Here is a 13,927-nt window from a genome sequence, read left to right as displayed (position 1 = left end):
GGTTTACCCCAGACGGAATTGCTTCTCATACAGTGTGCGGTACAGACCCGGCTGAGCAATCAACTCGCCGTGCGTGCCGCGCTGGACGATTTCCCCGTCCTGAATCACCAGAATCAGGTCGGCGTTGTGGATGGTGGACAGGCGGTGAGCGATGATCAGCGCGGTGCGCCCTTCCATCAGGCGCTCCAGCGCTTCCTGAATCAGCGCCTCGCTGACGGTGTCAATGTTGGCGGTGGCTTCGTCCAGAATGAGGATGCGCGGATTGGTGAGAATGGCGCGGGCGATGCAAATCAACTGGCGCTGTCCCACTGAGAGGTTGGCGGCGTTTTCCAGCACCGGCGTCTGGTAGCCCTCGGGCAGGTTGAGGATGAATTCGTGGGCATTTGCCAGCCGCGCCGCCTGTTCTACCTCGGCATCGCTGGCATCGGGCTTGCCAAAGCGGATGTTCTCGGCAATCGTCCCGGCAAAGAGGAACGAATCCTGCGGCACAATGCCAATTTGTCGGCGCAGACTGTCCTGCCGCACCCGCCGCACATCTATGCCGTCAATCAACACGGCGCCTTCGGTGACCTCGTAGAAGCGCGCCGTCAGGTTGGCAATGGTGGTCTTGCCCGCACCGGTCGGTCCCACCAGCGCCACCCGCTGACCGGGCTGGATGTGCAGGTTGACGCGGTGCAGGACTTCGGGCGTATCCGGACGGTAGCGGAAAGAGACATCCTGAAAGAGGATCTCGCCGCGGATGGGCGGCATTTCGACGGCGTCGGGAGCGTCGCGCACGTCGGGCTGAGTGTCCAGCAGATGGAGCACCTGCTCACCACCTGCCATGGCGGCTTGCAGGGTGGTGTACAGGCGCGCCAGTTCCTGAATGGGCTGGAAGAAGCGCGAAACGTAAGAAAGGAACGCCACCAGCAACCCCACGGTGACCGTCCCGTCCAGCGCCATCTGTCCGCCAAACCACAGCACCACCGCCGTTGCCAGAGTGCTGAGGAACTCGATGGCGGGCATGTAGAGGAACGAGAGCGACATGGCGCTGATGTTGGCGTCACGGTTGGCAACATTGACCTCGCGGAAGCGTTCCTGGGTGGCTTCCTCGCGGGCAAAGGCTTGAATCACCCGCATGCCGGCGATTTCTTCCGCCAGATTGCCCACCACTGCCGCCACCCGCGTGCGGGTTTCGCGGAAGGCAGACTGCGCCGCGCGGGCAAACCAGCGCGTTGCCAGCACCATCAACGGCAGAACCAGAAATGCCAGCAGTGCCAGGCGGGCGTTCATCGAAACCATGATGACGATGATGCCGGTCAGGATGAACAGGTCGCTGAAGAAGGCAATCCAGCCCTGCGAAAGCAGTTCGTTGATTACCGCCACATCGTTCATCACCCGCGAGACGGTCACCCCGACGATGTGGGTGTCGTGGTAACTCAGCGAGAGTTCCTGCAAATGGCGGAAGAGGCGGGCGCGCAGGTCACCCAGCACTCGCTGACCCACACGGGAGAGCAGGTACTGCTGTCCGGCTGAGGTGATGTACAGTCCCACATACGCCGCGCCGGTGAGCAGAGCCACCTGTCCCAGCCCCTGAGCGTTTCCCGAGGCAATGTGCACGTCAATGGCAATCTTGAGCAGGTAGGGAATCCACAGGGTCAAACCGGTAGCGCCCAGCATGGCGATGAACGCTACCAGCAGGATGCGCCAGTAGGGCTTGAGGAATGCCAGCAGGCGCACCACCACGCGGGGATTGAAGGCTTCGCCCTTGCGTTCGCCCGCCGCGCCGAAGGTGTCCAGCAGTGCGCCGGGACCCATCCCCATGCCTGTGCCGCCGCCGATGCCGAATCCCATGCTCAAGCCTTCCTTTCGTGGGTGGGTTTCAACTGCCGCCGGTAGATTTCCGCGTACAACGGCGAAGACGTCAGCAATTCCTCATGTTTGCCGCGCGCCACGATGCGTCCCCTGTCCAGCACCAGAATCTGGTCGGCGCGCATCACCGTGCTGAGCCGGTGGGCAATCACAAAGGTGGTGCGCCCCTGCATCAGCCGGTCGAGGGCTTGCTGGATGGCGAGTTCGGTCTCCGAATCCACGCTGGAAGTGGCGTCATCCAGAACCAGCAGGCGCGGATTGGTGAGAATGGCGCGGGCAATGGCAATGCGCTGTTTCTGCCCGCCGGAGAGGGTGATGCCGCGTTCGCCTACCAGCGTATCGTAACCGCGCGGCATCTGCATGATGAACTCGTGCGCCTGTGCGGCTTTAGCGGCTTCCACAATCTCCTCTTCGCTGGCATCGTCGCGCCCAAAGGCAATGTTCTCGCGGATGGTGGCGGCAAACAGGGTGGTTTCCTGCAGGACAATGCCGATTTGACTGCGCAGGGAACGCAGGGAGACACTGCGGATGTCCACCCCGTCAATGGTGATCTGTCCCTCGGTGGGGTCGTAAAAGCGTGGGATGAGATGAATGATGGTGGACTTGCCGGAGCCGGTCGGTCCCACCAGCGCCACAATTTCGCCGGGACGGGCTTCCAGAGAGATATCTTTGAGCACCTCGCGGCGTTTGCCATAGGAAAAACTGACCTTTTCGAAGCGTACATACCCCTGGAAGGGCGGCATGGCGGGCGCGCCGGGGGTTTCCTGCACCTCAGGGATGGCATCCAGAATCTCGAACACGCGCTCTGCCGCCGCGCCTGCCATGGCAATGGCAGGGATGAACATGCCCAGCAGGCGCATGGGGTTGAGCAACTGCCCCAGATAGGTGGTGAACGCCACCAGGGCGCCCAGAGTCAGTTCGCCGCGGATGACCATACTCCCGCCGTACCACAGAATGAACACCGAAGCCAGATTTGCCATCAACTGAAGCATGGATGTGCCGGTTGCCTGCACCCGTGAGGACTGGCGGGTGAGTTCGTACCATTTCTCATTTTCCCGCTCAAAGTCCTGAATTTCGCGCTCTTCCTGAGCAAAGGCTTTCACCACCCGCGCCCCGCGCAGGTTTTGCTCCACCCGCGTGGTCAGCACCGACAACTGCTTTTGAATCTGTGCCGAAAGAGGGCGGTAGCGCACGCCAAAATCAATGGCGCGCCATGCCAGCAGAGGCATGACCGCAATGGCAACCAGCGCCAGCGATGGGTTCATGAACAGCAGGATGATTGCCGTGCCCAGCATCATCACCACCGCGTCAATGATGCGCAGGGTGGCTCTGCCCGTTAAAAAGCGGATGCGATCCACATCCTGAATGGCGCGGGAGAGGATATCGCCTGCCTGACTGCGGTCGTGGTAGGAAAAGGACAGGACGGTGAGTTTTTTCTGGATTTCGGCGCGCAGGTCGGCGGCAACATTCTGTGAAGCCGTCTCGCTCCAGCGCCCCTGCAAAAAGGTGAACACCCCCCGCACCAGCGAAAGCCCCAGCAAACCCAGCACGCTCCAGCGCAGGAGGGGCAGGTTCCCGGCGCGAATACCCTGGTCAATGATGGTGCGAATCAACTGCGGGGTGACCAGATTGAGCAGGGTGATGCCCAGCATGCACAGGTAGGCGCCCAGCGAAAGATACCAGTAAGGGCGCAGGTACCCGTAGCAACGCCAGAACACTCCCGGACTTCCGCCGGTGCGTTCGCGTTTTAACTGAGCACGGAGCAGTTCAAGTGTGGTCATGGCGCAAAGACTCACCACTCCCGGCATAACCGGCGGGAGCCATTGGGAGGATCACATGTCAGGGCAGAGGGGAGCGTTTAACCACGCGCCGCCGGGACTGCCGGGCAGGGTCGAATGCAGGTAAAGGCGCCACCGGCACGGGAAAGGCGAACTTTCAGGGGTAAGTATAGCACAAAATTCACCATGTCTCCCAGTGCACGCGGTCTTCGCGGAAGCGCGTCTGGGGCGGTTTTTCCTCATCCGGGTAGCCCACCAGAATCACATTGAGCGGTACGGCAAAGGGAGGAATGTTCATGACCTTCTGAACGGCTTCTACCCGCGCACGGATGGGATACACCCCCACCCACACTGTGCCCAGCCCCAGCCCTGCCGCGGCAAGCAGAAGATTCTCGGTAGCGGCGGAACAGTCCTGCACCCAGTAGGAGCCGTCTGGTTCGGTTTGAGCCAGGTCGAGCCTGCCGCACACCACAATCGCCGCCGGGCAGGGGTATTTGCCGTAGGGCAGAACGTCCTGAAGCGCCGCCAGCCGCTCTGGCTGTGTGACGACGATGAAATCCCAGGGCTGTTTGTTCACCGCCGAGGGCGCCGCCATGGCAGCGCGCAAGAGGTCCAGCAGGGTTTCACGGGGAATCGGGTCGGGTTTGTACTTGCGAATACTGCGACGCTGATAGATGTGTTCCAGAATGTTGCCCATAGCCTTCCTCTTCAAGATGAAATTGTCAGGGGGAGCGCTCGAGATACGCCGTGCGTCCATCGCTGGACAGGTGCACAAAGCCGTCCGGCGGGGCAGAGATGGCTTGGAAACCCGCCTGCCGCCACAACTCCCCGACCATATTCGAGTTTACCACAATCAAATCGTTTTGCAGGTCTTCCGGGTGGAAGATTTGCGCCGGGGAAATTTCCCCCGTCAGCACAAGGCTCACCCGTTCGTGTTGAATCCGCAGCAGGCAGGCGCCCTCGAGGGTGGCGGGGAGCACTTCCAGACGGAAAGTGCCCTGCCGGAGCGTTGTGCCAGCGCTCCACATCTGCAGGCTCGTACCTGCCTCTCTCAGGCGGGACTCCAGGGTGCGGGCGGTTCGCCCGGCAGGCAATCCCCCGCACAGTGCCACCTGACGAACGGGAAACCGCTCCAGCGCGTCCAGCCCGCCCTGCACCTCGCCGGTAGTGGGGTTTGCCAGAATCCACCCTGCCAGCGGCGGGGTGAATGGCGGAAGCACTCTCCCCAGAAAGGCTTGCGTTTCGCGTGCCTGTCCCAAGCCGTTGATCCACAGCGCCTCGCCCTGCGGGGTTTGGAGGAATACCAGAGCATTGCCCTGCTGAACGGTCATCCACAGATGCAGTCTGCCGTCCCCGCCTGTCAGTGCCTGCCGCCACAGAACGGCGGCAACCCCGAACAGTCCCAGCAGAATCCAGACGGGACGCAGAGAAGCGGCAAGGCGCGGCGCCCCCATCTGACGCAGGGCAACTGCGCCAAACCACAGGTAAAACAGGCACACCGCCCACAGCGGTGGAGCGGGCACGGCAAACTCGCCCAGCGGCAGGCGCGCTGTCAGCGCTACCCCGTTGAGCGTGTAGGAAGCCAGCGTCCATGCCGGAAATGCCAGCACTTTACCCGGCAGTTCCCATATCAGTCCCAGGGCGACCGATGCCTCACCGAACAGCAGGAGCGGAGCCTGAGCGGGCAAAATCAGCGGGTTTGCCAGCAGGGCGCTCAGCGAAAGCCTGCCGAAATGACTGAGGATGACCGGCAGGGTGGCAATCTGTGCTGCCAGCGTGAAGAGGAAATACTCGCCCAGCGCCTCTGCCACCGCCGGAGCCAGCCGGGCAGGCAGAAGACGCGCCGCCGCGCGCCTTGCCCAGCCTTCCATGCGGCTGGCGTAGAGCAGTAACCCCAGCGTTGCCGCAAAAGACAGTTGAAAACCCACGTCCCACAGCAGATGAGGGTTGAACAGGCTCATCCCTGCGGTGGCAAAGAGCAGGGCGTTCAACCCACCGGTGGAGCGGCGAATGGAGTGGGCAATCAATGCCAGGGCACTCATCAGCGCGGCGCGGGTGACCGGCGCTTCGGCGCCTACCAGTAGCGTGTACAGCGCCATGGCAATCAGCGCTGCCAGCAGAGCACCCCATTCGGAGAACATCCGCCGGAACAGGCTGAAGAACACCCCCGCCAGCACCGCCATGTTAAACCCCGAAATGGCGATGATGTGGCTGGTTCCGGTAGCGCGGAAAGCATCCTGCACCCCGGCGGGCAGAGCATCGTCCCAGCCCAGCAAAATCCCGCTGATCAGGGCTGATTCCGGAGCGGGGTAGAGGCGTTGAATCAGGTGGTAAGCGCTCCGCCGCAGAGAATCCAGAGCGCGCAAGAGCGGCGAACCGCTCCAGCCGGGCAGGACGGTCACACGGGGGTAGTTGATCTCCGCATACACGCCCTGACGTGCCAGGTATTGGCGGTATGAGAAACTGCCGCTGTCGGCGGGGGAGCGCAGTTCCCCGTTCAGGCGCAGGCGGTCGCCGTACCGGAATGTCTGTCCGGAGGGCAGAACTACCAGCACCGTCCCGCGCGCCGTTTGCGGGGGGGCTCCGGGTGGGTTCAGCCGTTCTACCCGCAGATACAGGCGGTTGGAAGGGCTGTCGGGCTGGGGGGCTCTGGCAACCCATCCGACAATTTCCAGAGAGCCGGAGTTTTTGTAAAAGGCGGCGTCGAGCGGGGTGAGGGGCGTTTGTGCCAGCGCATAGCGGGCAAACCCTGCCAGCAAAGCAAGGACAAGTACCAGCGGCGCCACCCGCAGAAAAGACTGTCGTTTAAGGACAAACCTCAGCGCAGGCGCACGCCGCAAGCCCAGTCCCAGCAGGCTCAGCGCGGCGGCGCTTCCCAGCGCCGCCCAGCCCCAGACTATCCCTGCATGGGTTCCATCTGCCAGCAGGATGCCCAGAAGGAAGGCAAGGCTGAGCCACAGCAGGGGCATGGACGTTTATCTGCGGCGGAAGGCGTGAGCCGTTTCAATGGCGATGCGCAGGTTCTCCCACGGCGTTTCAGAGGGTACGGTGCAGTCCGCACCCAGCATGAAGCGTTCGGGGGCATTCTGACATACGGCTTTCACCGCGGCGCGAATTTCCTCCGGCGTGCCGTGGGCAATCACCCCGTGGCGGTTCATGCCTCCCAGAATGGGGCGCCGGAAGATCTCCCAGGCTTCGGCAGGGGTGAGGGTGCGGTGGGTCAGTTCCATCCCCAGGCTGACCACCTGACCGGGGTAGTCCACAAAGGGCTCTACCCGCTCGTAGGGCAGGTGGTAGTCGCAAATGTGCAGGATGTTGAAGGGGGTCAGGCGGTTGATCTCGTCCATCAGCAGGCGGTCGAAGGGACGGATGACCTCATCGAACAGCGCCGGATGGGAGAAGCGCCCGGCTTCGCCGCCCTGCGTGGAGGCGTAAAATCCGTCCAGCCCGAGTGCGGCGCAGGCGCGCACAAACTCCAGCAGACTTTCGGTGATGATGTGCAAGCCTTTCTTCACTGCCTCGGGGTCTTCCTCGATGTGACGGGAGAGAGCGCGATCACTGCCGAGGGTGTGCCCGGCGCACATGAAGGGGGAGTACAGCGTCAGCACCACCACGGCTTCGGGCTTTGCCGCCTGCACCAGGCCTTTGACCACTGCCAGAGGCTCGGCGTAAAAGTCGAGGTCGTAAAAGGGCATTTTTGCCCAGTCGGCGGGGCGCTGGATGAAGGGTAACTGCGGGAAGACGTGTTCGTACTGAATCTTGACCAGATCCATGCCGGTGGCGCGGAAAAATTCCAGATGCTTCTGCACGGCGGCTTCCCCGCGGTGAAAGGCGGGGTCAAAATGCAGGAAAAACGCCGCAGGGATGTACGGGGGCGTTTGATTCTCATCCAGCAGGCTGAAGAGGACATCGCGTTTGTTCATGGGTTACCTCACATAAAAATCGTTACGGGCGCGGTGGGAAAAAGCGAACAGTGTCTCGAAGAGGATGGGCGCGGGTTGAACCGTGCCGGTGTATCCGCCGGTGGTGACGTGCATGTGCAGGTGTGGGAAGGTGTGCGCCATGGAGTTGCCCACCCGTCCCAGCGGTGCGCCCGCGGCGACAATCTCCCCTTTCTGCACGGTGATGGAGTGAGCGCGCAAATTTGCCAGCGTCACGTAGAACTGCGCGCACCTCAGGACGATGAAATTGCCCACCGACGAGCCGGAATCGCCAAAGGGCTGAACGTCGGCGATGCTGTCCTCAAGAGCCACTACCTCACCCAAACAGGGGCTGTACACCTGCTCGTCATAGGTGTGGTACCGGTGCAGGTCGCGCGGCAGGATACCCCGGCTCATCGCACCGCCGGCAGAGAGTTTGACCAGATCCACGCCGTAAGCCGCGGCGGGATTGCCGCCGGTTTGCCTGCCCAGCCAGTCGCGGATGGCATTGTTCATTCCCCATCCGTCCAGCCCATTGCCGCCGTTGATGAATACATGCCAGCCACCTTTCAGGGGTGGGAGGGCGACCATGGATGGACCGGCGCTTTCGGGATAGCGGTAAGATTGCAGGGCTCTGGCATTCAGAAAGGCGAGCGGCGCCACCAGCACCAGCAGGATCATGATCAGTGCCCGGCTCCGTCTTTCCTGCGGGATGAGAGGCTGGCGACGGCTGGCGAGAATCACGCGCGCCATCACCGCCAGGGCAAGCAGGAAGGGCAAAGCGCGCAGATAGTAATTCACCACCGCCCACGGGGCTGTACTGGCAAAGTACAGGTTGAGTAGCAGCGTGTCGAGGGCAAGTAGAGAAGCGGACAGTTTATCCGCTGGTGGCTTGAGGATTGCCCGGACGCCCGGCGGAATACATATCAACGCCCAGACGACAACGGGGACGGGGGTATCCCACGGCATGGCACGGTTCCTTTCTCGTTCAAATGCCCGAAAACATCCTTCCAGAAGCGGCGGGCTTCTGCTCCTTCAATTATAGACTCGATCATGCCATGTTTTCTCCACGCGCGGGGGATTACGGGACAAATTCATCTTGATTCTTGCCATTATTGTCCATACAATAAAATTATGACCGCTTTAGCCGATATTCTCGACCGTTTGACCGCTCCGGGAGAACTGTACCAGCCGGAGCCGGACGGCGCGGTGCGCTGTGTGGCGTGTGCTCACCGCTGTCTGATTAAACCCGGCAGGCGCGGCATCTGTCAGGTGCGTTTCAACCGCGAAGGCGAACTGCGCGTACCCTGGGGATATGTGGCGGCGCTTCAGGTGGACCCCATTGAGAAGAAACCCTTCTCGCACTTCCTGCCCGGCACCGACGCCCTGACCTTTGGTATGCTGGGTTGTGACTTTCACTGCCCTTACTGCCAGAACTGGGTCACTTCTCAGGCTTTGCGCGATCCTCTCTCCGACTCCAGCATTGGCTACATCGAGGAAATCACCCCTGAACAGATGGTGCAGATTGCCGTCTCCCATCGCTGTGCCTCGATTGTTTCCTCTTATAACGAGCCGCTCATCACTTCCGAGTGGTCGGTGAGTATCTTCAAACTGGCAAAGCAAGCCGGACTGGCGTGCGCTTACGTTTCCAACGGCAACGCCACCCCGGAAGCGCTGGACTACCTTGCCCCTTATCTGGATGCCTACAAAGTGGATTTGAAGTGCATGCGCGATCAGAATTACCGCAAACTGGGCGGCGTGCTTCAGCATGTGCTGGATACCATTCAAATGGCGCATCAGCGCAATCTGTGGGTGGAGGTGGTGACCCTGCTGGTGCCGGGCTTCAACGACAGCACTGAGGAACTCTGGGATGCGGCGCGTTTTCTGGTCTCAGTATCGCCGGATATTCCCTGGCACATCACCGCCTACCATCCCGATTACAAAATGGATGCCCCGCCCACTACCGCGCAGATGCTCCGCACCGCCGCAGAAATCGGACAGGAAGCAGGCTTGCGCTATGTGTATGCCGGAAACCTGCCCGGCAGGGTGGGTAGTCTGGAAGACACGCACTGTCCGCACTGTCAGCGCGCGTTGATTCGCCGCCGCGGGTATGTGATTCTGGAGTACGCCATCACTGCCGACGGCAAATGCCCCGACTGCGGTACGCCCATCGCCGGGCGCTGGCACACCAGCCCGCAAGCCGTCCGTCTGCACGGACCGGGCTTCCCCAAACCGGTGCGTTTCTAACCCCCCGTTGTGCTTTTCTCTGCGGAGCCGCTTTTCCTGACGGGAAAGCGCTCGAGGGCAAAGGATGACCCGCGAAGGGCATCCTTGTTTTTTTCACATTTTCTACACATTCTCTTCTCCATCTCTTCACTTCTCTGGGTTATCCTTCAATGCAGATGACCCTTGAGAACCAGGGTCAACGATGAAAAATTTTTTGGAGGAAACCAATGTTTAAGAAGATATGGGTACTTTTGACCTTTTCGGTGGCAATGCTTGCAGGGTGTGCCCCGGTGCTTTCGGCTTCAGCCATGCCGGTTGTACAGCAGTCTGTGGAAGAAGTTTCACAGGCAGAAGAGGTGGCTTCTCAGACGCCGGTTGAGATTCCGGCAAACGTTCCCGCAGTCACCCCGAAAGCAACCGTCTCGGGTGTCTCTGATAGCCTGCTTACCTCCGCAGAACAGGAAGCGCTCCTGTACATGCGTGAGGAAGAAAAACTGGCGCACGATGTGTACATCACGCTGTACTCCCTCTGGCAACTTCCCCTGTTCAACAACATTGCCAGCAGTGAACAGACGCATACCCAGATGGTGAAATCCTTGCTGGATCGCTATGGCATTGCCGATCCCGCCTCTGCAGAAGTCGGAGTGTTTACCAACGCTGATCTACAGCAGTTGTACGACACCCTGATCGAACAGGGAAGCCAATCTCTGGGTGATGCTCTCAAGGTTGGTGCGTTAATTGAAGAAGTGGATATTCAGGATCTGGATCAGGCGCTGGCAACAGTTCAGCAGGCGGATATCCGCTTAGCCTTTGAGAACCTCAAAGCAGGTTCCGAAAATCACCTGCGCGCCTTTACCTCCACGCTTCAGCAGCAGACGGGCGAAGTGTATCAGCCGCAGGTGCTGAGCGCCGAAACTGTGAACGCCATTCTCAACAGCGCCTCAACAAATGGCATGTCTGATATGGGGAACGGCAGGGGGTATCGCGGCGGACGCCCGTAATCCCTCCCGGAAGATCCTGAAGAGCCATCTTTCTTCCTGTAGAAGGAATGAGAACCTCCCCGACAGCAGTTAAGCCTGGCGGGGAGGTTGTTTGATTCCGGGCAGAAGGAGCCTTTTTTTCTGAAAGAAGCCCTTTTAGAGGGAACAGTCAGTGGTGTATGGTGAGCCTGCCGTGCTGTCCCTCGAAGCCCTCTACGGAGACAGCGCGGTTATACCGCCAGTTCGCCCTCCATGACGAAGTGGGTCAGTTCCTCTACCGAGAGACCGCGTAATCCCAGGTTCTCCACCGTTCTGCCGCGCCGCCAGTAGTCGGTGTTGTGTACGATGCACGCCAGGCGGATGATGCTGTCCATGCCGCGCACCGAGACGCCGTACTGCATCCCCAGTGAGGCAATTGGCACCAGACTCATGGGCACATCCTCGAAGATGTAGCGGTGGTTGAGCGTGGTGGGGGCTTTGATGCCGTAGTAGCCCGGCTGGTTGTGGATGGCTTCGCGCAGGTCATTGCCTACAGCATCATATGCCATTTTCAGCCACTCCAGCGCGCTGCGGGCGCGGATACCCAGCGACGCCGCCACGGTAATGCGTTCGCGATCGAGCGCTTCCAGGACGCGCGCCACCGAGGGCGTCACCCCGTCAATGTAGAACTGGTAATCGCCGTGCGTGGCTTCAATCCACCCGGCATTGAGCAGGGTCAGGGCGGGGTGGAAAATTGCTCCCATATTGTTCAAGCCAGTTTGCAGGACGTTGCCGCCATCTATGAACTGCGGATAGACGATATTGATCAGTTCCAGCGCCTCGCGGGTGCGTCTGGCGGGGAGCGCCGCCAGCGGCACGGCTTCTTTGATGCGGAAGATGCGCGCCTGCGCCGGTCCGTCGGAGCGCGAGGCGTAGATGAAGGTCTCCGCTTCAGCAACAATGACATCTGCCTGACACCCCGAGCGCCGCATCACCATGGTGAATTCAATGGCGCCGCAGGTGCGACCCGGGTGCAGGACGACCACCTGTCCATCCTGTAGATAAGGCGCGGCGGCGCGGGCAATATCGGCGTGCGCCGAGGACGGCACCACCACCATGATGAGTTGTGACCCTTTCAGGGCTTCCTCCATGTTGGAGGTGGCGCATTCCAGTTTGCCAAAGCCCCGTGGACCGAACTCCTGGCTTTCCAGATCAATGCCCCCGCGTTGTTGAATGGCGTAGATGCGCTCTGCGGTGCGGTTATACAGTTTGACGCGGTGCCCCATCAGGGCTAAATGCGCTGCCATGGCTTTCCCCCCGTGTCCGGCGCCGATGACAGTAATCGAAAGTGTCTGGGTCATGTGTGCCTCCCTGAACGAAATACAATCAATGAAAATGAACGGGCAAAAGGATTTTTCCGGAGAACAAACATCCTATTCACGAACAGCAGACAGCGCCTGATCCACGCGCTCCCGTTCGCTGATGGGCTTGCCCTGCTCATCCACGGCAAGGCATTTGCCCTCGACGATGCGGGTGTTCACCCTGCCGGGAGCAAAGTGGTTGTTGCGCAGATGCGGCGCATCCAGAATGCCCACTGCCACTGCCTTTGCCAGGGTGGGCGCATGCACCAGCGGATCGGGCACGCCTGCGGGCGCCAGCGCGCGGATGGCGTCCAGAGTAATTTCCAGATCTGCCAGCAGTTCTTCCTTACGCGCCTGCACGCGCGGGTCGGCGCTCATATCGGGCGCGCCGGCAATGGCATTCTCGATGGCTTTGCGGGCAATCTTGCTGGCTTCGATGACATCCTCCGCCGTGGCGGCATGATGCGCTTCAGTATGCCCGACGATATGCACAATGTGCGGTTTGATTGCCATTTGCAGGTAGATGCTTGCCGCCAGATGCCCGCGCGCAGCCGCCGGGTCAAGCGGGTAACTGAGCAAGCCGGTGCGGGTTTGCCGCCAGATGCGGAAGTCCTCGCTGGCAAGGGTTTCGATGGCTTCCAGCACCGCCAGCATGCGCGCCAGATCCATGGCATCCGAAAGCCCCGGCGGGCTGTTGAACATTAACTGAGCGATGTAGTCGTGTACGCCAAAGGCGCGGGCATTATATGCCGAGAGGTACGCCGAGGCGACAAAGACGGTATCGGGCGCATCGCGCATGCCCCAGTGATGCGGCTCGTTCAGTTCCACGGGGATGTTGCGCGCTCCGTACCATGCCATTACTTCCTGATGCTCGACAATGGAGCCTTCCAGATCCCACGGTCCACGTCCGTCCATCTGATTGAACCAGAAGAGCGGAATGGCGCACCAGGCATTGTGAATGGTCTCCATGTACATCTCCGCCAGGCGGATGAAATCGTCGGTGCCGGAGTAGGTGCGCAGAAGCGGGTAGTTGCCGCGGCGGCTTGCCTGATAGAGGGCGCGGTAATCGTCAGGGGTGCGCACCGGCACGCCGCCGGCACCGCGGCGGCGGGGATCCTGCTTTTCGGGTTTGAAGAAGTTTTCCTGTGCGTCCTGATCCACGCCCAGACTGATCACGTCCAGCGCGCCCACTTCGGCAATCTGCTCGATGCCGCGCAGGGTGTCTTCCATGGTGGGCAAGCCGAAGTGGTGGCGCAGGAGCGGGTAGGGTGCCTTCCAGCGGATGCGCTCCACGGTGGTTTGCGGCGGGATGGGCTGGTTGTTCGGATCGCCGCCCTCGCCGCGCAGGTAGGTCAACACGGCATCGGGGGTCTCACTGCCGTCAAAGATGCGCTCAAAGAAGCCCAGTTTGCGGGCGCGTTCGGCAACCGGCGGGGTACCCGCAAAGGCAAAACGCACCCCGGCGGCGTGCAGATCGTCGGCGGCTTCGGCAAACTGCGCCAGTAACATCTCTCCCGTTTCCGGGGTGAGCCGGTATGAGACGCCGACCAGATCGGCGCCTTCTTTGCGGGCTGCCTCAATGACCTTTTCAATGGGCACGGCGGGCCCGAGAAAGACGGTGCGCCAGCCTGCCAGTTCCGCCAGACGCAGAAAGTTCATCACTCCGGCAACATGGACGCATTCGCCCAGTGCGGCGGCTACAACAGTTTTCATACCATAACCTCCTCTTCGCTCAATCTGGCTGATACCGGTAAGAACCTTTCAGCCATCCTGGGTGGGTGTTGGAACGTCAGTAGCGGGGGAAATCAAAACCGCTCCAGAAGCACGATTGT

At 61.0% G+C, this 13,927-nt stretch carries 10 protein-coding genes; 2 read left to right on the top strand and 8 right to left on the bottom strand.

Features of this window, described 5'->3' with window-relative positions; translation table 11 throughout:
* Positions 1-3: 3 nt before the first annotated feature.
* From LHF31_RS14315 to LHF31_RS14290, 6 genes are all read right to left on the bottom strand, one after another.
* A complete protein-coding gene (locus LHF31_RS14315; protein ID WP_298007114.1) occupies positions 4-1,833 on the bottom strand; it encodes an ABC transporter ATP-binding protein in 1,830 nt (609 codons plus the stop codon).
* 2 nt (positions 1,834-1,835) lie between these two features.
* A complete protein-coding gene (locus tag LHF31_RS14310; protein WP_298007119.1) occupies positions 1,836-3,632 on the bottom strand; it encodes an ABC transporter ATP-binding protein in 1,797 nt (598 codons plus the stop codon).
* A 178-nt stretch (positions 3,633-3,810) separates the two neighbouring features.
* A complete protein-coding gene (locus LHF31_RS14305) occupies positions 3,811-4,326 on the bottom strand; it encodes a nitroreductase family protein (RefSeq protein ID WP_298007122.1) in 516 nt (171 codons plus the stop codon).
* A 25-nt stretch (positions 4,327-4,351) separates the two neighbouring features.
* Positions 4,352-6,598 (bottom strand): ComEC/Rec2 family competence protein, encoded by a 2,247-nt coding sequence (locus tag LHF31_RS14300; protein ID WP_298007125.1) that lies wholly within the window; start codon positions 6,596-6,598, stop codon positions 4,352-4,354.
* Between the two features lie 6 nt (positions 6,599-6,604).
* Positions 6,605-7,552 carry a uroporphyrinogen decarboxylase family protein gene (locus LHF31_RS14295; RefSeq protein ID WP_303774439.1) on the bottom strand — a complete coding sequence of 316 codons (948 nt, stop codon included), beginning with the start codon at positions 7,550-7,552 and terminating at the stop codon, positions 6,605-6,607.
* Between the two features lie 3 nt (positions 7,553-7,555).
* On the bottom strand, positions 7,556-8,518 hold the full coding sequence (locus LHF31_RS14290; RefSeq protein WP_303774437.1) for a M23 family metallopeptidase: 963 nt from the start codon (positions 8,516-8,518) through the stop codon (positions 7,556-7,558).
* Positions 8,519-8,683: 165 nt separating this feature from the next.
* Here LHF31_RS14290 and amrS point away from each other — a divergent pair, with 165 nt between their 5' ends.
* A complete protein-coding gene (gene amrS / locus LHF31_RS14285) occupies positions 8,684-9,796 on the top strand; it encodes an AmmeMemoRadiSam system radical SAM enzyme (RefSeq protein WP_298004898.1) in 1,113 nt (370 codons plus the stop codon).
* 206 nt (positions 9,797-10,002) lie between these two features.
* The gene (locus LHF31_RS14280) at positions 10,003-10,776 is read left to right on the top strand and encodes a DUF2202 domain-containing protein (RefSeq protein WP_303774434.1); all 774 of its coding nucleotides are present in this window, start codon (positions 10,003-10,005) and stop codon (positions 10,774-10,776) included.
* 209 nt (positions 10,777-10,985) lie between these two features.
* On the opposite strand, the gene LHF31_RS14275 is transcribed toward LHF31_RS14280, so the two are convergent.
* Positions 10,986-12,095: an NAD/NADP-dependent octopine/nopaline dehydrogenase family protein gene (locus LHF31_RS14275; RefSeq protein ID WP_298005960.1), complete on the bottom strand. Its 1,110-nt coding sequence runs from the start codon at positions 12,093-12,095 to the stop codon at positions 10,986-10,988.
* 72 nt (positions 12,096-12,167) lie between these two features.
* Positions 12,168-13,808, bottom strand: coding sequence for a cobalamin B12-binding domain-containing protein (locus LHF31_RS14270; RefSeq protein ID WP_298005963.1), 1,641 nt, complete (start codon positions 13,806-13,808; stop codon positions 12,168-12,170).
* Positions 13,809-13,927 lie beyond the last annotated feature (119 nt).

Origin of the sequence: Anaerolinea thermophila, from assembly GCF_020723905.1 — a bacterium.
In the GTDB taxonomy this organism is placed as follows: Bacteria; Chloroflexota; Anaerolineae; order Anaerolineales; family Anaerolineaceae; genus Anaerolinea; species Anaerolinea thermophila_A.
The sequence above is the reverse complement of the archived record's forward strand: the minus strand, read 5'-3'. Positions and strand labels throughout refer to the sequence as shown.